Here is a 25,592-nt window from a genome sequence, read left to right as displayed (position 1 = left end):
CTACCTGTTTATCATCTTTTGCCAGCTCGCTTATCAGGTTAGTCCTGGTACCGGGACGGAGATATGCCCCGTACCTTTTTGAACATGCGGGTAAAGGAGCTTAAATTCTGGTAGCCCAGTTTATCAGAAATCTCGGTGAGGGGCATGCCGCTCTTCATCAAGGCCATAGCAGCCTCTGTCTTCTCATAGAGGACATATTCGGTGAAGCTGGAATCCGTCACTTCCTTAAACATGCGACTCAAGTAGGAGTTATTCATATGAAACGTATCCGCAATCTCCTGGAGGGAGACTTCCCTATGCAAGTTGGACTTGATATACTGCTTGATTAGCAAAATAAGCTTTGATTTATCGTCCTGAGCGTAACAAGCTGCCACTGCTTTCTCCGCGTTACGAACTTCATCCAGCAGCAGCTCGACGATGTCCTCCAACTGGACAGCTGCATAAATTCGGTCGACGAATTGATGATTTGTAAGGATTGAGGCATCGGCTATTTCCTCGCATGCTGACCAGATACGGAACAGCATTTCTGTAAACATATTTTTGATCATATGGGGATGCAAAAAAGGCGGCTGCAGCAGGGTCTCGCAAAGTACGCCAACGAGCTCAGAGATCTCAGCGAATTGGAGGGCACCGATACGGTCATAGAGGTCTTTTTTTATTCTCTGAACAGGCTCAGTGAGTGTATCCCGGATTAAACTACTGTCATTGAAAAGGTTGCCGTTGGGCTTGTAAAATTGGAGCTGGAGCAGCTCGGCAGCTTGCAGATCGTTTGATCGCCACTCGTAGGGGTTAACGAAAATGGAGCTGGCCGCGATAGTCATCTGCCTGCCAAGCTTCATCTGCATGCTTTCTTGCCAGCTTAAGATTTCTGCTGTAGAAGAAGCGCCTGCGAAGACTAGGTGTAGTCTGATCTTCTCCGTATCAGGAACGATGCCCAAACAACGGCTCCCAAAGCGCTGTGTGGCCTGCTGTTCAATTTCCTTGAACGCATGCGACTCGTCCATCTTCGACTCATCCTCCTGATTGAGTTGAATGACCCATGCCTGGTAACTTGCTGCTTGCAAAAGCGAAGCAAATTCCTGGAGCTGCGCGTCCGAGCGCTCTGCATCTGGTTTAGGAAGAATGCCGTCTAGCCAGCTTTGGAGAAACCGCTTTTTCCGCTGAACCCGGTCTAGCTCGGGTGAACCCGAATCGTCCTCGCGATGTCGTTTGAGGAGCATTTCAACCGAGATATTTTGCAAAATATCGCACAGCTCCTTAATATCCAACGTCGATTTCAGAAGAAAATCGGACACCTGCAATTGAATAGCGCTTCGCGCATACTTGATATCCTGCTGACACGTTAAAATAATAAACTTGGCATCCTCCCTGTGCTTCTTGGCGAATTGAATGAACCGCAAGCCGTCCATTTTGGGCAGTTCAATATCGACCAACACGATATCGGGGAGATGCCTGACGAACATTTCGTAAGCCTCGGCTCCATCACTAGCTTCACATACCAGCTCCATGCCAAGGGTGGACCATGGGACTGCCTTTTTTAGGCCTAATCGAACCAATACTTCATCCTCAACGATCATGACCTTCATGACCTTCATGACTTCCACCTTCTTTCTGTTTACTTGTAATCAAAGGAAGCCTGACCTCAATTTGAGTGCCTTTTCCAAGCTGACTATCCACTGAAACCCCATACTCACTGCCGTATTCCAATCGAATTCTTTCCTGCAAATTCAACAGACTAATGCCGGAATTCTGCAAGGAGGACGGTACTTGCTCCTCTGGCTGCATCAGCGTCCGAAGCGTATCGGAGTCCATCCCATTGCCGTTATCCGCGATACAGATGTTCAACCAATCATCCTTCACACGTATAAGCATACTAAGGACAGGCTTTCTATCGAATGGCGTACAGAAGCCATGGGTAATCGCATTTTCAAGTAAAGGTTGGAGGGTAAATTTCGGAATTTGGGCTTCCAGAGCCTGCGCATCGATCTCTATCTCGATATCCATCCGCTGCATCGAGCGTATCTCCTGAAATCGGATATATTGGAGGGCATAATCCCTCTCTTCCTCCACTTTGCTGAACAGCGTATGCGAATTTTTCAACGTGTAATCGAGCATTCGAGTGAGCGCCAGAAGGGCGTCGGCCATGGTTGAGTTGCCATGCAGCATAGCCATAAATCGCAGGGCATTTAACGAATTATGCCAAAAATGCGGTCGCATTTGTTCCTGCAGCACATGCACTTCCAGTCTCCTCTTCGCACTCTCTCCTGCCTTTATGGTTTGAATTTGCATCTGAATTTGCTCGAAAAATTGGTAGATGCCTTGATTCAAGGTTTCCAGCTCCTTGAACCCCTTATAAACATACTTTTCCGGATTTGTACCCTCTCCAACTGCACGTATAATCCGGGACATTCGTTGTAGAGGCAGCAGCAGCTTCGTGTATAAAAGATAACCAAACGTAACAATTAATAGCACGGAGAACGCTGTGGTGATACCCGTCGTCTGCCACACACTGATACTCTCCGCATGCAGCGACTTGAGCGGGATGATCGAGAGTACTTCCCATGTTGTAGAAGGAATTTGCTTATAAATAAAATAACAATCTTGACCCGCGATTTTCATTTGGCCTGATCCGGCTTCGTCGCCGTTTTTCTTTATTAGCTCGTCCATACGATTACGATCTAGTGATTTCAAATAGTTCGAAACCTCAGGTGAAGACTGCGTATTCTCAAACAGCACCTTGCCTTCTGGTGACAAAATAAATACGGCATTCATCGGGTTGATCCGCACGGCATCGAGCAGCGTTTCGATTGCTGAGCCATTCATTTTGATGGTAAGCGTCCCAAGGGAGCGATCGTCTTTGAGCATGTTTTTGCTGATATACAAGGCTTTCGGGAAAGCACTGTAATGGAAATCGGGGGCTACGTCGGATTGAATGTAGCTGTTATTGAGGAAAAAGCGTGTTCCGTACCAAGGAAAAGAAACAAGCGTCCCTTTGAACCGCTCCTCTTCTTCTAGATCAATTGGCGGATAAGCAAACACGCGATTCTGATCGGTTAGAATTTGAATGTACAAAGGTAAACGTAACCGGAAGTAATTTAAATAACCCTCGATGACCTCTTTGGGCACGTCATGATGATCTTGAATTCTAAGCATTAGATCGGTTTTGGTCGATAAGCCTCGGGCAAAATCGTCGATATAATTCAAATAATTAATAATATTGACGGAAAGCGAATCCATCTTATCAAAAATAATTTGATTATATTGTTTTTCAATCGTGTTCGTAGATTGTTTGCTGATGATCATGCCTTGAAAAGCAATCAAAAATAAAACGGTATAGGAAAACAAAACAAAAAGGAGCATTTTCCAGCCATTTAGCACACCTCTTACCTTTTCTTTGCGCAGCATCTAAGCATTTTCCCCTTACGTCTTTCTGACTTTTTTATATGACACATTATAGTCTCTTCTCGTCATCAGAAGGTTAAGAGTAACGTGTGTTTTGTGTAAATGGGTGTGCTTTGCAAGCTCTAATTAAATTTAGGATTGTCAAAATTAGGATTGACATTATCTGTCCTATGGTTAATAATACTACCTGCACCCTAAGTGATATTGATTATCATTATCATCTTTTTGGTTATGTACGCTACATGTCTGTTTCTTTTTAGCATAATAGTCAATTTTCCTATCAGGGGAGCCTACACGAAGCAAGGAGCATAAATATGAAACGAAAAAAGAATAAAGTTATTTTCAAAGTTTTGGTATCCTCTAGTGTTTTGATGTCTTTGGTTTTACCCACGTCGGCATCAGCAGGTAAATTCGTTCCTGTTACCCAAATAGATCTTTCCAATAGTCAAACATTTGCACTTAATGATGCGGGATCAGTGGGAAGTCAGACTGTAACTGCTGCCACATATGATATCCAATCCGTATCGACCTTTGAAGATCTAACTTTTGATAATCGAACTCCTGCCTACCAATTCGGTTTACCCAACTATATCAAGGTAACACTGACTAACGGGACTGAAAGAGAGTTATATGTTCGATGGAACAATGATATCTATGAACCTTCTAATGCCGAAGCACAAACGTTTATCGCAGTGGGAACCCTAAGAGAAAGCTCAAGTTCTTCCAACCTTCCGAAAGACATCACGAACAATCAAAATTTGAAAGCAACGGCTAAGATTACGATCAAAGCGGCCAAACAAATAACAGGTGTTGCTGAAATCGCGGATATAACAAATGTAGAAAACGGAGCAAGCTTCTATACATTGGGCTTACCCAGTCAGATTGATACAACATTAGATAATGACGTTAACAACACGTCCAAGATCGACGTTTCATGGAGTCAAAGCAATTATGACTTGAACGATAAAAGCGCGCATTACGTGGAGTTTGTAGGCAGCTTAGGAGACCGCTATGGTTTGCCTATCGGAATCGCTAACAGCGGCATTTTAATTAACGGTAAAAAAGAGCCTTTTGTCGCCAAAGCCAAAGTATTCTTTAACGCTGCTATTCCAATCCAAAGCATGAATTCTGTTGCTATTGAAGGCGTGCTCAGCGGTACGGCCAAAACAACCAAAGCATTAGGCTTACCTGATCAAGTTGAAGCTACCCTAAGTAATGGCAAAACAGCTCAGGTTCCTATTGTATGGGATCTATCCAGCATAAACTACGATCCTAACAATACCGCAGCACAAACAATCGAGGTTGTGGGCGATCTACAAAATGTGCCGGCTGGATTAATCAATCCAACTTCTGTTAAAGCAAAAGCGACAATCAAAATTAATGCAGCTATTCCAATCACTAATATTGAAAAGGTACAGGTAGCTCAAGTGCCGAGCGGTATTAATAAGCCCTCTCTTGCTTCCTACCTTCCTCAACAAGTTGAAGTAACGCTTGGAAACGACAAAAAGGCACACGTAGATGTTATCTGGGATGCAACAAACACATCCTACGATCCTAAAAATGAACAGCAACAAACTGTTGAAGTGAAGGGTGCTCTTGGACAACTACCTGCTGGAGTTGCAGCATCCAATCAAACAGCAACGGCTACTGTCACGATAAATGCTATGCGTTATGTTAAATCAGTAGATAGTCTAGCTGATATTACAGGCATCGTTAATGGAACAACGCCTACGCCAGAAGCGCTTCATTTACCTAAACAAGTAACCGCGTTGTTGGCAGATGGAAGCAGCATCCATACAAACGTGCAATGGAGTTTGCAGTCTATCGGCTATCAGAAAAATGAACCTACTGCACAAACTTTTGTCGTAACTGGATCATTGGTCGACTTGCCTGTTGGAACCAAAGTGAGCTCCACAGAAGCAAAAGTGAAAGTGCTCGTTGACGCACAAGTAAAACCATTGAATAACGTAGGCGTCGTGCTTGGGGATACGGTCGTGGTTAAACCAGGTCGCAAAACGACCGAGGTACTGAGCGAATATTTCCTACCGCTTTCCGGTGAGGTTACTGGTGCCAATGGTCAGCCTATTAATGGACCTGGGACAGCGCTCATGGTGTTGGATATGAAAATAGAAGATAAAGATGTGCTGACCTTTGATAAATATAGTCGCTATCTCCCGTTAAATATGAAGCTATATGTCGGATGGAAGATAGAAGATGTTACTGCTGAGGTTGCAAAGGTGCTGAATGCAGCTTTGTCCAAGCATGATAGAGGCCGCTTTTATGAAGTTACTGCTTCCAAAGCTCCATCAGGCATTATCATCAAACAAATGCCAGGTAGAGGACGAACTGAAAAGGTAGAACTTAAGGTTTTGGAAAATGGCGAAGGTTCGGCGGTTGAAGGATTAAGCTGGTCATTCAAAGATGAAAATCAACAAATACAAAAAGGCTTACAAACCAAGCAGGTTGGTAGTAGAGGGGTTGCTGGGGAAAAATCCCGTTTCTCCATCAAAGTAGAGAGTGGAGCAACTGCTGCTGGTAATCTTGTTGTACAAGTCTCCGACGGATTAATAAATAAGCAGATCAGCGTACCTGTTGCAGCGACAGATGATGCTACGGTCGTTACTCAAAAAGTAAGTGATCGTCTTTCCCAAGATTATGAAATTTCTAGTACTTACTCCATTAAAACAGATGGAACCACGCTGGTCTTTGAAGGGCTCGCAGCGGACGAAAAACATCTGCAAGTGACCATCAAAAAAGCAAGCACGGACGGCGGCACGGGTGGTAACACTGGCGGTAGCACGGGCGGTAGCACGGGCGGTAGTACGGGCGGTAGTACGGGCGGTAGTACGGGCGGTAGCACGGGCGGTAGCACGGGCGGTAGCACGGGCGGTAACACTGGTGGTAGCACGGGCGGTAGCACGGGCGGTAGCACGGGCGGTAGCACGGGCGGTAGCACGGGCGGTAACACTGGCGGCAGCACGGGCGGTAGCACGGGCGGTAGCACGGGCGGTAGCACGGGCGGTCAGCCTGCCCTCATCTTTGATGATCTACAAGATCACAAATGGGCACAAAATGCGATTGGTTTCCTAAGCTCCAAAGGAATTATCCTTGGAACTTCCGACCGTACATTTACACCTAGCGCAGCTATTAAGCGCGGCGACGTTGCACTTTTACTTATGAAAATGTTTGCGTTGAAATCGGATACGACCGTCAACTTCTCTGATGTTCCGCAAAACAGTTATTACTACGAAGCAATCGGAAGCCTGAAAAGCCAAGGAGTCATTGAAGGATTTGAAAATAATACCTTTGATCCGGAAGCCCCTATTACAAGACAAGATCTTATGGTTATCCTGCATAAAGCGATGACGAAGTATGGAATTAAACTTCAATCTGGGGATGCCACTACTTTGAATCGTTTTGCAGATTCCAAAATGGTACCTGATTATGCCAAGGAAGCCATACTATCCTTGGTTACTGAGGGAATCGTTAATGGAAATGGCAGCCAACTGAACCCAACCGATCATGCGTCAAGAGCCGAAGTAGCTGTACTACTCGAACAAATATTTCATAAAATTCCTGTGAAAAAATAAATATCAAACCAAAAAGACAGATGAATGATTTCCCGCCATGATATCCGTACTTTTCTAAATGAAAAAAGAGGCTGCCTCAAAAGGTCAAATAGACCTTAAGGGGCAGCTCTTTTCCATAATTCCTACAAACAAAAAGAAACCAAACCTTGGTAAAATGGAAGTGTCGAGCAACCATTCCCAAATTTCCCTGTATTCAATTTGTTGCCTTGTTTTTTACTTAAAACTATTTACTTTCAATTCAACTTTAGAATATTTCGTTCCATCTCCTAAAAACCCATCTGTAAAATATCTAATTTCTTTATTATCAAGGGGTTTTTCTTTTGAATCCCATAAAAATGTGCCTAGTAATTTATTCTTTTCATCATAAAAATTTAAATTAAATTGTAAGTCATGTTTATTGGCAGATCCAATGTCACTATCTATAGATACAAGTCCTTGAATTGCTGTATAGCCATAACTATGTCCCATATCTACAATCCCAACATGAATCTCAGGATACGTTTTATCTGTCAAGAATTCTTTATTAGCTGCGAAGTAATTAATGTGAATTCTATTCAGTTCTTGCTCTTGCCTATAATCCACGTAACCTCCTAGTTTTTCAGCAACAAAACGAATAGGAACATAGGCATGGCCGTTGTAGTTAAGAACTTCATAATCATTATCCAATTTTACAGGATGATTATTAATGTAAAAGGAAGTTGGGAATAAATAAGCTTGTATTGTATTGGATGCAAATACAGCAGTTGAAGCTGTTAGTGTGATACCAATCGTTAAGCCAAGGATAAACTTTTTCATAGATTCTCTCCCTTTGAGTAAATAATCTTCTTTAAATTGTATACGCAAGAAATAATTAAAATGTTGCGGTGATTTATATAATATTATATTGCGTAACGTTACGCTATATGTTATTGTGTGAATACGGGCAAGGAAATTCGAATCAGATTGAGATTAGGGAGGGATACCCCTTCAATCTGAATATCCCTTCATTTTTTTACCCCAATCTAATACATTAATAGGAGGAAACAAAATGTACTATAATTTTTTCACAACAACAGTTAATGGAGTGCGTCTAGCTGTAATTAAGACTTCCCCAAATAATATCCAGCTAACTTACCTAGGCGGGCAAACGGTTCCGGGATCAGGTAAAATCGGAATTAATGGGGGATTTTTTCAGGATGGCACTTCTCATCCAGATGTTTATTCAATCGCTGTTAACAATGGGACACCTGTTCGCGGTGAAGCTATCGACTATTATGGCAGTGGCGGAAAGCAAGACACATCAAGAGGGACCTTTGCATGGGATAAGACTACACAAGATTATGTTCTTCGATCCGTAACTGTAGGTGATCGAAGTAACCTTTGGTTGGCTGCTAATGATCAATATTGGGCACAAGGTGGCATCAGCATGAGCCTAAAAAATGATTCCCAGTGGTTAAATATTGCTAGACAAGAGGGAGTTCCTTATAATGGCGACGGACAATGGTATCGTTCCGCATTACTATATAGTGATAGTAAGTACATCTTCTTAGTACGTAGCATGGATGAAGTATATCTTGCAGACTTTAGAACAGCTTGCAAAGGCGTTGACTCCGGTATTATAGATGGTATTTTCCTTGATGGCGCAACTGCTTCTCAAATGAACGTGCCTGGACAGCCTGATGGTATTACTGGTCATACTCGTCCAATTGCTGCAATGATTGAAGTTGTTTATAACGTCGATATTGATGGTTCTACTCCGGCAACGCCGCTAACTCCATACTCACCTGGCTATGTGAATGGTGAAGCGTCAAAGGTTTTTAAAATTGATGGAGCTGGTTACGCTACTATAAGAACAGAGCTATATAACCAATCGTGCGATACTTTTATTGAGCTTTATACTGATTCAGCTCTAACAAATAAAGTTACTGAAGATGATGATAGAGCTGGTAATCGATACTCTCTAATTACAGGTTTCTACCTAAATTGGGGACGACCTTACTACTTAAAAGTCCGAAATTTCAATAATGGACAGCCCACTTACGCGAGAGTAACTGTTCAATTTCAATAACACATAATCTTCGAAGAGCCAGTGGAGTAGTTATTCCTACTGGCTTTTTTATACATAGTATCCTTTAGAAAGATCGACTTAATCAGTCCCTTCTTAATCAATTAAAGATAGGGTTCATAAATCGAATGTCTCAAAATAACTTGCTCTGTAGGTTTTTGAAACTATCTACATTCTTTCAATGCTTAATGAATATGGAATAAAATATCCAAGTTCGCATTGAAATACGAACAAATGTTCTGTATAATTGTATTCTCAGGCTTACATTCAAGGAGGAAGATATAATGAAGTGTGTATCGAAGCTTTCATTCAGAACTGAAGTTTTAGAAAAAATTAAACCAATACGTCTAGTTGAGCATATTGATGGTATTATCTGTTCTGAATCAAATGATACACAAATTCAATATAAGTCCTATGAAACAGAGGATTATAATTCATTGGCGTTAGTAACTAAAAACGAATATGAAGGATATTCTCATCTTCACTTTTTTTATTTAGATAAAGTAGACCAAGCATTTAATCAGTATCTTTACTTTTCAATGCCCGTTTCAAATTTAAAAGTATTGTTCAAGCAAACAAAGTCTTGGCTGCTATAAATAGCGCCTCTTTACTTTTTTAGCATTACGTCAAGGAATATTAATATGGTATTCTAATTCCACCTATATCAATTATATTTTAAATTTAGTAATCAACTGTTTTAATTCATCTGCCATGTTGGACAAAGTTTCTGCAGAAGCAGCGATTTCCTCCATGGAAGCTAACTGCTCCTCCGCAGAAGCAGATATGCTTTGCGTACTAGCCATGTTTACCTCCGCCGCGCTCGAAATCGTTGTAATCGAGCCCACCATGATCTCATTTCCATGCACAACTTCCTGCGTAGCTCCCGTTACTTGCTGAATTTGATCGACCACATGGCCAATCCCCAGTTTGATGCTCTCGAATAAAGCCCCAGCAGAATCCACGACCTCAATACCTGCTGTAACTTCATTCGTAGCCAGTTTCATCGTCGTTTCAGCTGCTCCAGCACCGGCTTGAATCGTTGCCACTAAATGAGTTATTCGCTGTGCGGATGCACCAGACTGCTCAGCAAGACTCCTTACTTCATTGGCGACTACAGCGAATCCCTTACCGCTTTCCCCTGCTCTTGCAGCCTCTATCCCCGCGTTTAAAGCAAGTAAATTGGTTTGTTGAGCGATACTGGTTATCACCTGGACGATTTGTCCGATTTCTTTCGAGTACGCCCCTAATTGATGTACTTCCTCAGACAATGTTTGTACCGTGGTAGCAATGGATCCCATCTGTTCGATTGCGGAATGAATGACCTTTTCACCGTCAGCAGAAACTCCATAAGTCTTCCTTACTTCGGAGGCAACTCCCTCTGCTAAATCCGTAATTACCTGGACATGCCCAGACATCTCAGCAACTGCTTGGCGACTATGCTCAACAGATGTAACTTGCTGTTCTGTTCCCGACATCATTTGTTCCATCGATGAGGCAATATGTTCAGTTGCCAAGGAGGTTTGCTTAGCGCTCGTCGTTAAGTCATCAGAAGCTATCGCCAACTGGGCAGAAGAGAGGTTCACTTCTGTCAATGCTTTGCGAAAAGCATCAACCATTTGGTTAAAACTAGTCCCGGCTTGAACAATTTCGTCTTTCCCCTTCAGTTCAATGCGATGAAGAAGATTACCGGAAGAAACAATTTGAATGGCTTGATTCAACCTTTGAATGGGACGAACCAGTCTCTGCGCAACAAAATAAGCTAATAAAATGCCCAAAATAATGAAAAACGCGGTTAAGATCATTGTATTTTTGCCCAATTCCCGCACACCTTCGCTTAACTCTTTCGACGGCACGCTCAGCATGACGATCCAATTATTGGAGGTTTTGGTATAGTAACCAATACTATGTATGCCTTCAAATGTGTAATCGATCTTTCCCTTTCCGCCTTTGAGCGCATTTTCAAACGCTTGCTCGATGGCTGGGATGCCATAATCTTTCACATTCTTACTCATAATATTATCTTTGAATGGATGTGTCACCGTGATGCCACTTGCATCAAACATGAAGGCATAGCCGGTATCGCCGATTTTTTCCTTAGCAACTACATTCATTAGATCATCAATAGAGACAGAAGACACTAGAAAAGCACCTGGTTTACCTTTTATCATAACGGGTGCGCCAATTATAATCGCCAATTTCCCATCTAATTTATCAATAAGTGGATTAGAAATTGCCGTTTTCCCTTCGGCCAGGTCTTTGATATAAGGGCGTGTAGAGAGGTCTACCGATTTGCCTTCATGCGAAACCGCTTTTTTCCCGGTAACATCTGGAGAATATACCATCGATTTAAGCTCAGGTGTACTGGCTACCGCTGCTTTAATAAACTCAAGCTCTTTCTTATCATCGCCGTATAAGGCCGCTGACTGCTTCGCGAAGGTTTCCATAATACTAACTCTTCCTATTAGAAACTTCTCGATTTCCTGAACAATAACCTCGGAGCGTAGTGCGACTTCTTTGTCTGTTTCCGCTTGTAAGAGTTTCGACGTCGCAAAGAAATTAAGCACCCCTAGAGACAACAGCGTTACGGCAAGTAATACAGAAATAAACGTAATAAACTTCGTTTTAATACTTTTCATATTTCCTCCTGATGTAGATTGTATAAATTTAGGACATTGCAATCCGCTATACGGTTCATCGGCATACTTCACCAAAAAGTTGAATGTTTATTGTAAAAAAGACCATCCCTCGAAAAGGATGGCCTCTACATGTGTGTTTCCCTTTGTTTTAATCCCTCATTTAGCCTTCGGCACGGCCTAGAAATTGTTTCAAACGCTCCAATTGATGCAGATGATGGCGGTAATGCATCTCTACAAGCGTAAACCATTCTTTTGCATGGAGCCCTCCAAATCTGGGATGTAAAGCTGTATACGCAGAAGGTATCGCATCAAGTGTAGGCTCGATCTCTTTCATTTTTTGGAGTACTGCATGCAGTCCATCGGCAATCTGCTCCTTACTGAGCGGCTGCTCCGGTGTATAGTAAGGCGAGGCAGGGACTTGAATGCGTTCTGCCGGAAAACTTCCATGGCTAAAAATCTTTGCTCCTATTTCCGTTTTCTCGCCTTCTGCTACAGCACTTTCCTCAGCCTGGCTTCTGCATTTCTCGATGCTACCAATCTGCATACGCTGTGCGGTATGGATAAGATGAAGATACATCTGCCCGAGCGACCATTCATTCTCGCTCGGCTGACGTCTTAACTGCTCGAAGGTCAACCCATTCAGTTCCTCGAGATATTGGTTCGTTGTTTCCTCTAACCGCTGTAGAGATTCCGTTGTGTTCATCTTTTATTGCCCCTTTCGACTTGTATAAGCTTAGTATACAGAAGCACTACTGACAGCTGTATGTCAGTAGTGCTTTAACATAGCTATCGCTTCTTCACGCACTCGAAGTCGAAGTGATTCAGGCTCTAAGACAACAACATCCGCTCCCCAACCCAGCATCCAATGGAGCAATTCTTCTGGATAACGTACACGCAAAGTCATTAGCGAACCATTCGCGTGGTCCTCCATGCATTCCATATAATAGCTCCCAAGCTCCTTTACTTTATCAAGAATGCTGGTATTTACTAGTATACGCACGTAGACGTTGCGGTCATCCGGCGGTTCATAGTCTCGAAGGTTAAAATCAGACGGCCGCTGAAACTTATCTTCGAGAACCTGAAGCCCGCTCATCCGAGATAAGCGAAAATGGCGCAGCCCTTGACGCAGCTCGCAGTGAGCAATTAAAACCCATGAACCACGCATAAGGACGAGTCCATAGGGAGCGACAACCCGAACACTTTGGCGATTGCCATCTGCTTCGGGCAGACGTTTCGAATATTCGAAAGCGACTTTTTGCTCTTCCAAAATAGCATAACGAAGCATTTCAAATCCTTCTGCCTCACGTCCTCTGCTCTCCCCTTCTTTCACAGCGAGCAGTTTAATCGTCGATCGGACTCGCGCTGCCTCATTGCGCACGCTCTCTGGTAAGATTGCTTCTATTTTCCTCCTAGAAGCTTGGGCTTGGGCCCCATAACTGGCATCGAACCTTTGTTCAACAAAATCCGCACCGATAAGCAGCGTTACTGCCTCTTCCGCTGTGAAGCTAACAGGCGGCAGAAAATAACCCTCGATTAACGAATAGCCTTGTCCAGGCGCTCCTATAATCGGCACCCCTGCTTCACATAACGCTTGCATATCCCGATAAATCGTCCGAACACTCGTCTCAAACGTAACAGCCAAATCCTCGGCACGCAGCACCGTCTTTCGCTGCAGCTCTAGCACGATGGCTAACAAGCGGTCTGTTTTGTTCATGTGCCGCTTCCTTTCAGATCATTCGACCCTTAATCATCGTCCATTGCACTTGAAATTGGTCATTTAATAAGACAAGATCGGCATCAAAGCCCGTTGATATTCTACCTGTAGTATCAAGTTCTAGCAATCGCGCAGGTGTCGCTGAAGCCATCTGAACGGCGTCATTCAAGGAAATTCCAGTTTCAATTGTTAGGCGTAAAGCTTCATTCATCTTAACTGTGCTGGACGCTAGGGTACCATCCTCTAGCCGCGCAACGCCTTCAGCTACCGTAACATGATGGCCGCCGAATACGTAGCTTCCATCCCCTAAGCCCATAGCTTGTAAAGCATCTGTGATAAGTACCATGCCCTCCGGCCCCTTTAAGCGATGCATCATCCGAATAATTGCGGGATGCAGATGAATGCCATCTACAATCGCCTGCAGGCTCACATGCTCTTCTTCGAAGGCTGCCACTACAAGGCCTGGATCGCGATGGTGGATCGGGCGCATACCATTGAAACAATGCGTGACGTGGCTTGCCCCAGCTTCAAAGGCTTGCTTCGCCTCCTCGTACGTAGCATCAGAATGAGCGACGGCTATGATCACTCCCTTTTCCTTCAAAAAGGAAATTAGCTCCATCCCCCCAGGTAATTCAGGGGCTATTGTAACCATCTTAATCAGTCCGTCTGCTTCTTCGAAAATGGCCTTCATTTCCTCAAAATTGGGATGTCGTAGAAACTTTTCATTTTGCATCCCTTTACGCTTCGGATTTAGATAAGGCCCTTCTAGATGAAGGCCCACAATTCTGGCCCCAACTTCATGCCCAACCACACGTTTAACACTACGAATCATGGCTAATAAATCCTCCATTGTGGAGCTTACAGAGGTAACCAGGAATGAGGTGCATCCCGTTGCAGCGCAGGCCCGTGAAACCTCCTGAATACTCGCCTCGCTGCCGTCCATCATATCGAACCCGTTGGCGCCATGGATGTGCACATCGATCATGCCCGGTATCAAGAGTTGGCCTTTTCCCTCGATAAGCTCATAAGCCTCTTCTGGAAGAGAATAGGGCCCGCTTTCTATCCGCTCAATAATCCCGTCCCTTATCCACACCACGGCAGATTGAACCCCGATGTCTAGTTGTACGACTTGAACGTCCCGCAAAATTTGAAGACTCATGTCTAATTCTCCCCCTCTAACTGCTTATTCTGCTCGCATTGAACAATCGCGATATTTTTCTGATCAAGCACCTCTCTTATTTCGCTAGGCACTTCTTGATCGGTAATCAAAATATCTACAAAATCAAAATCTAAACGATAAACCGACCTGCTCATAAATTTCGTAAAATCAGCTACGACAATGACTTGGTCAGATCTACGGGCTATCTCTTTTTTGACATGAGCATCGTCTTCATAGGGAAAATACAGCCCATCTGCTTGAATCGCCGTGGCCCCAATAAATGCTTTATCAGCTCTCAATTCTCTGAGCTTGTCAATAACGGAGGGACCGTACAGCAAGCGATTCTTCGCGTGTAAATAGCCGCCGAGTACATAGACTTGCAGATCTTCCCGACCCGAGAGAATACCTACTATATCAATCGAGTGAGTGACAGCGGTAATCTGTTTGGCGGAAATTCGCTCAGCAACAGCCTGCACCGTAGTCGACACGTCTAATATAACCGTCTCATGGTCTTGAATCAGCATTGCTGCTAGCTTTCCAATTTTTCTTTTGCTATCCGTCTCATCAATTAAACGTTCCTGATAGGAAGCTATTTCCTTCTGCAATTGAGGCAATGCTACGCCTCCATGCGTTCGAATAACGACCCCTTCTTGCACTAATCGAACAATATCCCTGCGGGCCGTATCTCTGGATACTTCCAGTTGAGCGCAAATATCCAAGACACTCATCGCGTGGTGTTCGTTTAAATAGCCGAGTATTTTGAGTAATCGTTCCTCTTGATACATGATGATCACCTCTTTGTAAGTAATTATACACTTCTTTATAAGCATTTTAAAATTTTTTTAATTTATATTTAAGTATTTAAAAGTACTTGGTGTTTTTTAAAATGTGATAAAAAAGCATACGACAGAACGTATGCTTTTAGGAACATGAATGCTTGTAGAAATGACCACCTCCATAGTGGAACTTTCACCTCTAAGTACGCAATTATTTAAGTGGGACTATTTATGTTTTAGCAGAGTGGAAACATCACGAATTTCGCTGCAATAGCCTCTTCCTTCCTCGAAATAATGGAAAAACCGTCTTTGTTCGTATTAAGAGCGAAAGATCCGTTCTTCGATTTTCTTAAGAACATGTTAACGAAAATATAGCGTGGAGATACTTGTCAGGTATTTCTCTTATCGAGATCGATTACGAAAGGAATCCCAACCACGGAAATTGTAACTGCATTTAGTTACAGTGTTTTTGAAAATAAAATTAAATACAGTTTTTCTCTAAGTAGCTCCTAGTTTGGCTAGGGACCTATGGATGTGTTTAAATCGAAAAATCTAGCGCACTTAAGCACCGTTTTATCAAAAAAAAGAAAAAGAAAAAGAAAACAAAATTTAAACCCAGGTATATTTTATATAACTCCAGGTATTATAAAACCATTATTCATATAAATCCAGGTATATTATATTCATCAAATAAATCAACCTGGCTGTTTACACAGGAATAATATTATGTATAATAGATTCATAGGCAGGAAACTACTACCAATTTAGAGGGGGATTACTATGTTTGTAGCTAATACAGAAAACAGCGAAGAAGTGAAATCGTTAGATCAGTTGATCCAGCGAGGTGATACTTCTGAAACTCAAATTAAAGCATTCCTATGTAACAACATGGGTAATAGTACTTTGCTCGCAAAACTGCCAATGTATGAATTCTATCGAATGTCAGATGTTGCAAATGAAAGATCGGAAAACGGAAGACCTGTATCTCAGCGTAAGTTAGACATTAAACATGCAAATGATCTGGCACGGTATATCCTTAAAGGATTGTTGTCCACAACGATTCTGCTACATAAAGAAGAAGGTCATTTGATGAATACAAAGCTTAGAATGCAAGAAATGATTGGAAAACAACCATACCTTGCCTTGCAACCTATTGTTGCTAACTTAAGGACAGCTGGCCGGAATGGTGCAGAACTTCGAGGCAAACCACTTACTACAACTAACAATGAAGGCATCGGTGTTAGGATCTGGCTTGGACAAAAGGATATTTTATGGGTAGTAGATGGGCAGCATCGAAGAAAGGCAATGCAAATAGTGATAGATTTTTTAGAAGATATTAGGATGCAACAGAGATATCCAGCCCAGAAGAGTTCCTTATTTCCCTACGGTAGGAATGATAGGAGCATTCCCCAAGATGAATTAAATGTATGGATAGAATGTTATCAAGTAACTAGAAGTGAATGTACCGTAAATGTTGAAATTCACCTGGGTCTTGATATCCCCGAGGAAAGACAACTTTTTCATGACTTGAATAATTTATCAAAAAAAATGGAGAAGAGTCTCGCGCTTGAGTTTGACAGCTCCAATCCAGTAAACGCCTTTATTAAAGATGAATTGCTTGAAACTGAACTCATTAAACTTGCTTCTGGGGATAAAGTAGATTGGGTAAACGATGACGGCAGTTTTACTCGCAAAGACTTAGTTGCGATTAATGCCCATTTAATTCTTAATAGGTCCAATATTAATACTGCAACCCCTGTTATTGTTCAACCGAAGCTTACAGTTGCAAAACGTTTTTGGGAAGCAGTCACCCAGATACCCGATTTTGGAGAGGTAGGTGCAAAGCACAAAACCGTTGCAGCACAGCCCGTTGTTCTTAAGGCTCTTGCAAAACTAACCTATGATTTTGCATTCGGGCGGCAAACTAAGGAAGAATTATTGGACAAACTTCTGGATGGTATTACTGAAATTGATTTTGGCCATGAAAATAAGTTATGGAGATATTATCAACTAAACGAAGAAGAAATAATAGAAGCCGAACTTGAAGGACTAAAAGATTATTTGCCTAATGAATCCAAAGGAAATAGAGATGTGGGGAATTTTGAAGGTTCTACAGGATGGATGAGGTTTGGTGCTAAGCATAACGATATCTTTCCGATAATTGGGGATATGATTCGTTGGACGTTAGGTTTACCTAAACGAAAGGATTAAAGCCAAGTAGAGGCTTCGTGTCCGGCAATCACACTGGGCAAACATGGGTCAGTATATCAGAATAACTTAGTGGTTGGTTTCGTGAATTCGAAAAACTCAATTAATTAAGCGACTTCAACTTAAGCCTGATTAGGTTATATACTCCTATTACCCTATGGTGATTAAAACACTATTCTGATGGGGACAGTCATAAATAAATGGGGGTGAAAACTATGAGGAAGAAATATTCATTATATTTAGATGAAATTCTTACAGGAGGACATTTTGATCATTTTTGCTTAGTTGGATTCGCTGTATCTACAGAAGATTATGAAACCAAGATTATTCCAGAGCTTAATCAAATAAAGCAGGACTTTTTCGGAGATACTTCAGTCATAATTCATGAAATGGAAATTCAAAAACACAAATCTAGCACTCCCTTTAAAATTTTTCAAAACAACAAAAAATATGAAGAGTTTTGGGAGAGAATAAAATCGTTATTCCAAAAATATGATTTACCTATATTTGCCGTATGCATCCACGAAGTTAGCTGTCAAAAGCTTTACAGCAACAGTAGAGACAAATACTTTATTGCTTTGCAAGTTATTTTAGAAAACTTTGTGCATTTTTTAGAGAAAAGCAATGGTGTTGGTAATATTTACGTGGAGTCAACTGATGCCAATCCTCACCAAAAGGATGAACAATTACAATATCATTTTCATTATTTAAAGGCTAACGGAACACTCTTTTATGACAAACGAGTAATTCAAAATAGGGTTGGCACCATTAGTTTCCCCTTAAAAGTAGACAATATTGTCGGTCTTCAAATTGCTGATTTATTGCCAAATTCGTTGAACCGTAAGCTAAGTAATAAGGATCAACGTACACATGGACTAATTGATGTTATTGAAAAAAAGGCTTATGATGGAAGATGTGGAAAGCAAGAGAGATTTGGAATTAAAATAATCCCTTAATTTCTTGACTTTAAATGAGGTTATTGCATATAATATTAATGGAATCGCGAAAGCTTTTCTACTTCTTAAAAAATAAGAACTGCGGAAGCTCTTCTTTATTAATTTTTAGATTTTGTATTATTTCAAATGGATTGAAGCATATTAAATTTGCAGGAACCGCGAAAGCTCTTCACTGCAGTTAACGCGATAGGATTGCGAAAGCTCTCCCGTCGCAAAAAAAAAAAAAAACGCTCATGCAGAGCGTTTTTTTTACAAGTTTTTGAAACTATAAAATGTTAATTCAGCATTTTTATCGATATCGGAACAGGACATTCAATTTTATGAACATGTCCATAAATAGACCCTCCCCCAGAAGCTTATAAGACGTGTTCACTACCGCTATCATAATGTTCTACGCCTTTGCCCCTCCATCGAGGGGCTTTTACATTGAAGTGACAGAAGAATAAAGGAAATCCAGATCTATTGAATCTATAGAACAATTTTCGTGATCATAGGATCCCTCTTAACTCCATACATTCCAAATAACACACGAATGAAATAATTCTTAATAATAGTTTGGATTGTCAGAGGAGCTTTGTTTTTGGCTTTCGCTGGTACACCACTTGCACTCCCAGTCCTTCCAAGCATGGCAACTGCACCAACGCGCGGAGTTAATAATTAGTCACATCTATTTTTGGTGCCAGAAAATAGAACTTTGCGTATCTATCTCTCTAAGTTAATTCGCAATCTTACCTGCGGCACCCGATGAAACGCTCTCCCCCTTTTGCAGCTGATACATCTTAGCGTACCTGCCTCCAAGCGCCATAAGCTCATCATGATTGCCACGCTCGGCAATTTCACCGCGATGCAGCACAAGAATCTGATCGGCATCCCGAATCGTGGAGAGGCGATGCGCGATAACTAAGGTGGTTCGGCCTTCGCTGACGACTTTCAATGCTTTTTGGATGAGTCCCTCCGTCTCGCTGTCGATGCTAGCCGTCGCTTCATCTAAGATGAGAATCGAAGGATCAAAGGCCAACGCTCGGGCAAAAGATATCAGCTGTCTCTGACCGGAAGATAACGTGCTTCCCCGCTCCACCACCTGCTCGTCATAGCCACCAGGCAATTGCTCAATGAACGGCGCGGCGCCCACGTCCCTTAACGCTTCTTTCACGCGCTCCAGGGAAATGTCTTTGTTATACAAACTGACGTTGAACTTGATATCACCGGCAAACAGGAACGGATCCTGCAAAACAATGCCCATATGCTTACGCAGCGCTTGTTTGGACAAGGTGGTAATATCAACGCCGTCAATCGTGATTTGGCCTTGATCAGGCTCATAGAAACCAAGCAGCAGGTTCATAATTGAGCTTTTACCTGAGCCCGTATGGCCCACAAGCGCCACGGTTTCCCCTTTTCGAGCCTCAAAGGAGATTTTCTTGAGCACGTTGTCCCCGGCTTTATAAGCAAACGTTACATTTTCGAATTTCACAACGCCTTCTGGACGCTCCACTTGATCCGTCTTCTCGACGTCCTTGCCTTCCATATCAAGAATGGTGAATACCTTCTCCGCGGAAACAAACGCTCTTTGCGCATTCGTCAGCTGATCGAATATCCCAATAATCGGTTGAAAAATCCGCCCCAAGTAATCGATAAAAGCATAGAACACCCCAAAGGAAATAGCGGTTTGCAGCGACTCCTTACCGAAATACCAAATGACGGAGGCAGTCACCAGGCTGCCGATCATACCCACAATGTTACGAGATGATAATGAGAAGATGCGGAACTGCTTAATTTGATTCACATAGCGATCCTCATTCAATACTTCGAATTCCTGGAGCGTGACCTTCTCCCGACGAAAAGCTTGAATAATCGGCATCACCACGATGGATTCATTAATCATCGCGTTCATATCGCTGAGTCTAGCCCGCATGATTGTGATGAATATCTTGGAGTACTTCAAATGAATCGTCATAATCAAAGCAAATATAGGGGGCAGCAGCAAGCAGAACATAGCGAGATGCCAATCCAAAATAAATAGAGCAATAAAGATACCTGTCAGTTGCATCATGCTTACGACAAACGTAGCCATGAAGCTCATGAACAAGTCACGAACTGCCTCCGTGTCATTGGCGATTCTAGATACAACCTGCCCAATCGGCGTGTTATCAAAATAGCGCAGTGAAATGCGTTGAATATGCTTCATTAAATCCATTCGCATATTTTTAATAATCTGCAGAGCAGTCGATTGCAACATGTACGCTTGCGTGAAATTACAAATACTAGCCGTGAGCAGCAGCCCTAAGTACAGGGCAAGCAGCTTAAGAACCGGCCCTAAATCACGTGTGCCAACGGATAAATGTTGGTCAATAATCGTTTTCGTAATATAAGGTCCGCCTAGCTCTGCGCCTACGGCACAGCAAAGTATAAGCAGCGCACCGATAATTCTAAATTTATAGACGAGAGCATACCCGAGCAGTCTTCTCGTCGTGGACGGCTTTGTCATTCATGCGGCCTCCTTAGCGTTGTATATTAGCCAAACTGACTTGGTAAACAATCGCTCTTATTATTCTTCCAGACTAGCTTCCATCTGTTGGCGTTCCCACTGTTCTTTGTACCAGCCGTCGAAATGCATGAGTTCCTCGTGGGTACCCTCTTCGATAATTCGCCCCTCATCCAGCACGAGAATCCAATTCGCATGGCTGACCGCAGAAAGACGATGTGTCGTTATGAGTGTCGTCTTGCCAGCACGTTCCAAACGAATATGATGCAAAATCCGGCTCTCCGTCCGTGCGTCTACCGCCGACAAAGCATCGTCCAGCAGCAGAATTTCCGAATCGATAAGCAGGGCACGCGCGATCGCTAAACGCTGCTTCTGTCCGCCAGAAAGCATCACGCCATTTTCTCCGACAACAGTCGAAAGCCCTTCTGGCATTTGGGCAATATCCTGAGTAAAGGAGGCCATTTCTACGGCTCTTGCAATCTCTTCGGGTGATGCATCCGGTTTGCCAAGTGCGATGTTGTCGCGGATTGATTTGGAGAGCAGCAAATGCTCCTGAGGTACGTAAGCTACCCAGCGCTTCATTTGATCCAAGGCGATTTGCTCGACTGGAACACCTGCGATGAACAATTTTTCTGGCTCAATCGGATATTGGCGCAGCAGCTGCTTGAGCAGCGTGCTTTTCCCACTACCCGTTTTCCCTACAACACCAAGCGTCTGGCCTCGCTCTAACTGGAAAGAAACGCTGTTGAGGCTAGGATGGTTAGCCGTCGGATACGTGAAGGTTAGTTGCTTCACGTCGATGGACTCCGGTATGTCCATCGCTATCGGCGCTTCCGCATCCGGTATATCCGCCTTCTGGGCCAATGCGGTTTCGAGGCGATCTGCTGAGGCGTTTCCACGCTGAAGCACATTGATAAACTCACCAAAGGCAATCATAGGCCAGATCAGCATACCGAGATAAATGTTGAAAGAAATCAATTGCCCGAGGGTAATTTGATCGTGAAAGACTAGGTAGGATCCATAACCAATGCCAATGGAATAACTGATCCCAACAATCAGTGAAGTAAGCGGCTGAAACAACGCATTCAGTAAGGATACGTGTTTGTTCTTGTTCATAACATCGGAGGTTACTTTGTCAAAAGCGGTTAGATCATGATCCTCCTGCACGTAGGAACGAATTACACGTATTCCAGAAATAGACTCCAATGCGTGGTCATTCATTTTACCGAAGGAGGCTTGCGCCGCGAGAAAGCGCGTCCTTACTTTTTTCCCGAGCTTATTAATAACGATAGCCAGAAACGGCAGCGGAATAAGCGCCGCAAGCATTAATTTGAAACTGATGAAGGAAATCATCATGATGATGACGACCGAGGCTCCCACCAACGTGTTCACAAGTGTCATAACCCCGTAACCCGCCGTTTGACCGATTGCGAGAACATCATTGGTCGCTAACGCCATCAACTGACCTGTCGTGTTGCGTTGGAAAAAGGCTGGTGTCATTTTCGTCAAATGCGCGAGGAGACGTCCCCTCAGCACTTTCTCGATCAATGCCGAATTCCCGAATAAGGTCGTAATCCATACGTAAGCCATCCCATACAAAAGCAGCGAAAGACCTATAAGCAGCATGACTGTCTGGCTTAAGTTGGAAGCGGTCAAATCCCCGTTTTTGATATGATCGATCGTATTCCCTATCATTTTGGGCGGTATCGTCGAAAGCAAACTTACACACGTCATCAAACTGATGGCAAGCGCATAGCGACTCCATCTCCATTTGAAAAACCATTGCAACCGGATAACAAATGACATAGCGTTCACCTCTTTCTCCATATGTACACATTGATTCTATAGCTTCATCGTTATCAAGTCTATGTATAAACAAATTTTATCTAAAATTTCCGTTTCCTACAAATGACTCAAGTCATGAAGAACCAAGTTTCGTCACTTTCAATTTAGTGCCAAGCACAGGGCTTGCCCCGTTTCAAGAACGACATCAAAATAAGCTTCCATCCTATTCTCAGGGTGGAAGCTCATTCTATAAACTGTATAACTTCAGTTGGACTCAAGCAAGGAACTGATGACCAAGGTGAACGCCCGATTACCGTGCGTAGAATTCGTTTCTACAGATGCTCCTGCCTGAATGGTGGACTGCCCCTCTTGACCTTCCGTAGTGTTCGTTTCAAGTAATACCCAATTCACGGCAACCGTTTCTCGTATTACCTCCATATCTTCAGCTGAAAGCTTCAGACCGTCTAACCGCCCGGTAGTTGCCTCGAAATCGACCCCTGCCTCAAGACCGAATCGATCCTTCAGCCAGATTTGCAAGCCCCCTGGCGTATTAAATTTCATCCGGTATCCGTTACGAATTGCCTCTTCGATGGACTCCCCATGCGTCTTTGCGTAGGTAAAAAAATCATCATAGCTGTAATATTGCGCAACAGCCGGTTGGAAAGGATTGATATCACCTGTTACCGCACTATTCAGCAGAACGGTGTCAGAAATACCGAAGCGACGTGCGCGCTCCAGCATAATCGCGGTATGTTGAGAAAGCTTAGCCTTGTTGCTCATGCATACATCCCCTTTTCATTTAAACAGCATATTTGACAAGCTAGGTTGAATTATCCATGCAAATGACAAGCCACATAATGCCCAGGCGCCACTTCACGAAGACTTGGGTCTTCTTCTGCGCAGCGCTGTACGGCGAATGGACACCTCAAGCGGAATTTGCAACCGACGACTTCATCAAGCGGACTAGGCAAATCCCCTTGCAGCATCCAACGATCCGCGGTCGCTACCTTGGGGTTAGGCACCGGAATTGCAGCTAAAAGCGCTTGCGAGTAAGGATGCGCCGGGTGCCTATATAGCTGCTCACTCGAGGTGACTTCCACCAGTTTGCCTAGATACATAACGCCGATGCGGTTCGAAATATGGCGCACCATCGATAAATCATGGGCGATGAATAAATAAGTCAGGCCGAATTCGTCCTGCAAATCTTCGAGCATATTGACAACTTGTGCCTGTACGGACACGTCGAGCGCGGAAATTGGCTCATCGCAGAGAACGAACTCTGGACTTGCCGCCAATGATCGCGCAATGCTGATTCGCTGCCGTTGGCCGCCGCTGAACTCGTGTGGATACCGATCCGCATGTTCTTTTTTCATGCCAACCTTGTTCAAGAGCTCATGTACAACGTCGAGACGCTGCGCCTTATTGTAGTTCATGTGAATTTCCATCGGTTCACTAATGAGCTGAAGCACATTCATAGCAGGGTTAAGCGATGAATAAGGATCTTGGAAAATAGCCTGCATCCGCTTGCGATAAGGCTTCATTTCCTTCTCGCTCATAGCGGCTAAATCGCGTCCGTCGTAATAAATCTCCCCTGCGGTGATATCAAACAGGCGAATGAGACTGCGTCCCGTTGTCGATTTACCGCACCCCGACTCACCGACAAGACCGAACGTTTCGCCGCGATGGATTTGGAAGCTAACGTCATCGACTGCTTTCAATACCTTGGTTGTTCGTCCGAACAGCGACCTCTCCATCGGGAAATATTTCTTTAATCCGCGAACGTCGATTAATACCTCAGTGTCAGCTTGCTTGATCTCATTGCGACTCTCTTGCTGCTGATCAATCATGCGGTTCCCTCCTTGCCACTGTTCAACCAACATAAAGATCGGTGCCCCGGCTTCGTCTCGACATACGGAGGGAGCTCCAGACATTGCTTCATCGCATGCGGACAACGCTCCATGAAGGGGCAGCCCTGCGGCGGATGCAGCAGATTCGGCGGTGTGCCCTCGATCGGTACGAGTCGTTCCCGCCAACCATCCGTCACCTTCGGTATCGAGCGCAGCAAGCCTTGCGTGTACGGATGCTGCGGCGATTCGAAGATATCGACTACAGCGCCTTCCTCCATCACAAGTCCGCCATACATGACGATGACGCGTGTACACACTTGAGCGACAACGCCGAGATCATGCGTAATTAGCAATATAGAAGTGCATGTCGTATCGCACAGATTTTTCATTAGTTTAAGAATCTGAGCCTGAATCGAAACGTCCAGCGCCGTTGTAGGCTCATCAGCAATCAAAAGCTCCGGCTTGCAGGACAACGCCATAGCAATCATGACCCGTTGGCGCATGCCCCCACTGAACTCATGGGGGTACTGGTCGATCCTCTTCTCCGGGGATGGAATACCGACCTCCTGCATCAGCTCTATAGCTCGCAAGCGCGCTTCTTTTTTACTTAGTTTTTGATGGCGGCGAATCACTTCCATCAACTGTGTGCCAACCTTAAGTACCGGATTCAGCGAAGTCATCGGATCTTGGAAAATCATCGCCACCCGATTCCCACGAATGTCCCGAAGCTGGTCTTCAGCTAGACGGAGCGTATCGACCCCACGAAGCAGCACCTCACCGCTTACAATCTTACCCGGCGATTGAATTAAACGAATGAGCGACTTGGCGGTTACACTTTTACCGCTTCCTGACTCGCCGACGATGCCGACCATCTCCCCTTCGGCCACCGTGAAGCTGACGCCCCGAACAGCTTGCACTTCCCCATCACGGGTAAAGAACGAGGTTTGTAAATCATGAACAGTCAACAATTGTGTCATACGCTTCACTCCATTG

At 43.7% G+C, this 25,592-nt stretch carries 18 protein-coding genes; 5 read left to right on the top strand and 13 right to left on the bottom strand.

From position 1 onward, the window contains the following. Positions 1–38: 38 nt before the first annotated feature. Together GK047_RS15330 and GK047_RS15325 are read right to left on the bottom strand one after the other, a co-directional pair. Positions 39–1,595, bottom strand: coding sequence for a response regulator transcription factor (locus tag GK047_RS15330; protein WP_163948242.1), 1,557 nt, complete (start codon positions 1,593–1,595; stop codon positions 39–41). Continuing rightward, a complete protein-coding gene (locus GK047_RS15325; RefSeq protein ID WP_163948239.1) occupies positions 1,567–3,405 on the bottom strand; it encodes a sensor histidine kinase in 1,839 nt (612 codons plus the stop codon). Before GK047_RS15325 ends, GK047_RS15330 begins: the two co-directional genes overlap by 29 nt. 311 nt (positions 3,406–3,716) lie before the next feature. On the opposite strand from GK047_RS15325, the gene GK047_RS15320 reads away from it, so the two are divergent. Beyond that, complete coding sequence (locus tag GK047_RS15320; protein WP_163948237.1) at positions 3,717–6,992, top strand: S-layer homology domain-containing protein; 3,276 nt, start codon at positions 3,717–3,719, stop codon at positions 6,990–6,992. A 213-nt stretch (positions 6,993–7,205) separates the two neighbouring features. Here GK047_RS15320 and GK047_RS15315 read toward each other — a convergent pair whose 3' ends face one another. Beyond that, positions 7,206–7,787 carry a stalk domain-containing protein gene (locus GK047_RS15315; protein WP_163948234.1) on the bottom strand — a complete coding sequence of 194 codons (582 nt, stop codon included), beginning with the start codon at positions 7,785–7,787 and terminating at the stop codon, positions 7,206–7,208. Positions 7,788–8,019: 232 nt separating this feature from the next. Here GK047_RS15315 and GK047_RS15310 point away from each other — a divergent pair, with 232 nt between their 5' ends. Beyond that, a complete protein-coding gene (locus GK047_RS15310; protein WP_163948231.1) occupies positions 8,020–9,039 on the top strand; it encodes a phosphodiester glycosidase family protein in 1,020 nt (339 codons plus the stop codon). A gap of 281 nt (positions 9,040–9,320) precedes the next feature. Then, entirely contained in the window at positions 9,321–9,632 is a 312-nt protein-coding gene (locus tag GK047_RS15305) for a hypothetical protein (protein WP_163948229.1), read from the top strand. Between the two features lie 72 nt (positions 9,633–9,704). Here GK047_RS15305 and GK047_RS15300 read toward each other — a convergent pair whose 3' ends face one another. From GK047_RS15300 to GK047_RS15280, 5 genes are all read right to left on the bottom strand, one after another. Further along, entirely contained in the window at positions 9,705–11,672 is a 1,968-nt protein-coding gene (locus tag GK047_RS15300) for a methyl-accepting chemotaxis protein (RefSeq protein WP_163948226.1), read from the bottom strand. 160 nt (positions 11,673–11,832) lie between these two features. Further along, positions 11,833–12,375 (bottom strand): DinB family protein, encoded by a 543-nt coding sequence (locus GK047_RS15295; protein ID WP_163948223.1) that lies wholly within the window; start codon positions 12,373–12,375, stop codon positions 11,833–11,835. 63 nt (positions 12,376–12,438) lie between these two features. Further along, on the bottom strand, positions 12,439–13,386 hold the full coding sequence (locus GK047_RS15290) for a helix-turn-helix transcriptional regulator (RefSeq protein ID WP_163948220.1): 948 nt from the start codon (positions 13,384–13,386) through the stop codon (positions 12,439–12,441). 13 nt (positions 13,387–13,399) lie between these two features. After that, the gene (gene nagA / locus GK047_RS15285; RefSeq protein WP_163948217.1) at positions 13,400–14,545 is read right to left on the bottom strand and encodes an N-acetylglucosamine-6-phosphate deacetylase; all 1,146 of its coding nucleotides are present in this window, start codon (positions 14,543–14,545) and stop codon (positions 13,400–13,402) included. A 2-nt stretch (positions 14,546–14,547) separates the two neighbouring features. After that, on the bottom strand, positions 14,548–15,330 hold the full coding sequence (locus tag GK047_RS15280; protein WP_205516805.1) for a DeoR/GlpR family DNA-binding transcription regulator: 783 nt from the start codon (positions 15,328–15,330) through the stop codon (positions 14,548–14,550). 771 nt (positions 15,331–16,101) lie between these two features. On the opposite strand from GK047_RS15280, the gene GK047_RS15275 reads away from it, so the two are divergent. Together GK047_RS15275 and GK047_RS15270 are read left to right on the top strand one after the other, a co-directional pair. Continuing rightward, positions 16,102–17,532, top strand: a complete 1,431-nt coding sequence (locus GK047_RS15275) for a DNA sulfur modification protein DndB (RefSeq protein WP_163948214.1) — start codon at positions 16,102–16,104, stop codon at positions 17,530–17,532. A 212-nt stretch (positions 17,533–17,744) separates the two neighbouring features. Further along, complete coding sequence (locus GK047_RS15270; protein ID WP_163948211.1) at positions 17,745–18,485, top strand: DUF3800 domain-containing protein; 741 nt, start codon at positions 17,745–17,747, stop codon at positions 18,483–18,485. Positions 18,486–19,200: 715 nt separating this feature from the next. Here the strand turns inward: GK047_RS15270 and GK047_RS15265 are convergent. The 5 genes from GK047_RS15265 to GK047_RS15245 all read right to left on the bottom strand — a co-directional run bounded on the left by GK047_RS15265 (position 19,201) and on the right by GK047_RS15245 (position 25,576). Continuing rightward, positions 19,201–20,970 carry an ABC transporter ATP-binding protein gene (locus GK047_RS15265; protein WP_163948208.1) on the bottom strand — a complete coding sequence of 590 codons (1,770 nt, stop codon included), beginning with the start codon at positions 20,968–20,970 and terminating at the stop codon, positions 19,201–19,203. 60 nt (positions 20,971–21,030) lie between these two features. Beyond that, complete coding sequence (locus GK047_RS15260) at positions 21,031–22,773, bottom strand: ABC transporter ATP-binding protein (RefSeq protein WP_163948206.1); 1,743 nt, start codon at positions 22,771–22,773, stop codon at positions 21,031–21,033. Positions 22,774–23,016: 243 nt separating this feature from the next. Next, positions 23,017–23,532, bottom strand: a complete 516-nt coding sequence (locus GK047_RS15255; protein WP_163948203.1) for a hypothetical protein — start codon at positions 23,530–23,532, stop codon at positions 23,017–23,019. A gap of 50 nt (positions 23,533–23,582) precedes the next feature. Beyond that, entirely contained in the window at positions 23,583–24,599 is a 1,017-nt protein-coding gene (locus GK047_RS15250; protein ID WP_205516804.1) for an ABC transporter ATP-binding protein, read from the bottom strand. Then, positions 24,596–25,576: an ABC transporter ATP-binding protein gene (locus GK047_RS15245; protein WP_163948196.1), complete on the bottom strand. Its 981-nt coding sequence runs from the start codon at positions 25,574–25,576 to the stop codon at positions 24,596–24,598. The genes GK047_RS15250 and GK047_RS15245 overlap by 4 nt, the downstream gene beginning before the upstream one ends. Positions 25,577–25,592 lie beyond the last annotated feature (16 nt).

The organism is Paenibacillus sp. SYP-B3998 (genome assembly GCF_010820665.1).
Classification (GTDB): domain Bacteria; phylum Bacillota; class Bacilli; order Paenibacillales; family NBRC-103111; genus Paenibacillus_E.
The sequence above is the reverse complement of the archived record's forward strand: the minus strand, read 5'-3'. Positions and strand labels throughout refer to the sequence as shown.

Excerpts from the sequence above, each read along its gene's own strand:
- GK047_RS15330 (WP_163948242.1), bottom strand. The coding sequence starts at position 1,595 with ATGAAGGTCATGAAGGTCATGATCGTTGAGGATGAAGTATTGGTTCGA.
- GK047_RS15325 (WP_163948239.1), bottom strand. The coding sequence starts at position 3,405 with ATGCTGCGCAAAGAAAAGGTAAGAGGTGTGCTAAATGGCTGGAAAATG.
- GK047_RS15320 (WP_163948237.1), top strand. The coding sequence starts at position 3,717 with ATGAAACGAAAAAAGAATAAAGTTATTTTCAAAGTTTTGGTATCCTCT.
- GK047_RS15315 (WP_163948234.1), bottom strand. The coding sequence starts at position 7,787 with ATGAAAAAGTTTATCCTTGGCTTAACGATTGGTATCACACTAACAGCT.
- GK047_RS15310 (WP_163948231.1), top strand. The coding sequence starts at position 8,020 with ATGTACTATAATTTTTTCACAACAACAGTTAATGGAGTGCGTCTAGCT.
- GK047_RS15305 (WP_163948229.1), top strand. The coding sequence starts at position 9,321 with ATGAAGTGTGTATCGAAGCTTTCATTCAGAACTGAAGTTTTAGAAAAA.
- GK047_RS15300 (WP_163948226.1), bottom strand. The coding sequence starts at position 11,672 with ATGAAAAGTATTAAAACGAAGTTTATTACGTTTATTTCTGTATTACTT.
- GK047_RS15295 (WP_163948223.1), bottom strand. The coding sequence starts at position 12,375 with ATGAACACAACGGAATCTCTACAGCGGTTAGAGGAAACAACGAACCAA.
- GK047_RS15290 (WP_163948220.1), bottom strand. The coding sequence starts at position 13,386 with ATGAACAAAACAGACCGCTTGTTAGCCATCGTGCTAGAGCTGCAGCGA.
- nagA (WP_163948217.1), bottom strand. The coding sequence starts at position 14,545 with ATGAGTCTTCAAATTTTGCGGGACGTTCAAGTCGTACAACTAGACATC.
- GK047_RS15280 (WP_205516805.1), bottom strand. The coding sequence starts at position 15,330 with ATGTATCAAGAGGAACGATTACTCAAAATACTCGGCTATTTAAACGAA.
- GK047_RS15275 (WP_163948214.1), top strand. The coding sequence starts at position 16,102 with ATGTTTGTAGCTAATACAGAAAACAGCGAAGAAGTGAAATCGTTAGAT.
- GK047_RS15270 (WP_163948211.1), top strand. The coding sequence starts at position 17,745 with ATGAGGAAGAAATATTCATTATATTTAGATGAAATTCTTACAGGAGGA.
- GK047_RS15265 (WP_163948208.1), bottom strand. The coding sequence starts at position 20,970 with ATGACAAAGCCGTCCACGACGAGAAGACTGCTCGGGTATGCTCTCGTC.
- GK047_RS15260 (WP_163948206.1), bottom strand. The coding sequence starts at position 22,773 with ATGTCATTTGTTATCCGGTTGCAATGGTTTTTCAAATGGAGATGGAGT.
- GK047_RS15255 (WP_163948203.1), bottom strand. The coding sequence starts at position 23,532 with ATGAGCAACAAGGCTAAGCTTTCTCAACATACCGCGATTATGCTGGAG.
- GK047_RS15250 (WP_205516804.1), bottom strand. The coding sequence starts at position 24,599 with ATGATTGATCAGCAGCAAGAGAGTCGCAATGAGATCAAGCAAGCTGAC.
- GK047_RS15245 (WP_163948196.1), bottom strand. The coding sequence starts at position 25,576 with ATGACACAATTGTTGACTGTTCATGATTTACAAACCTCGTTCTTTACC.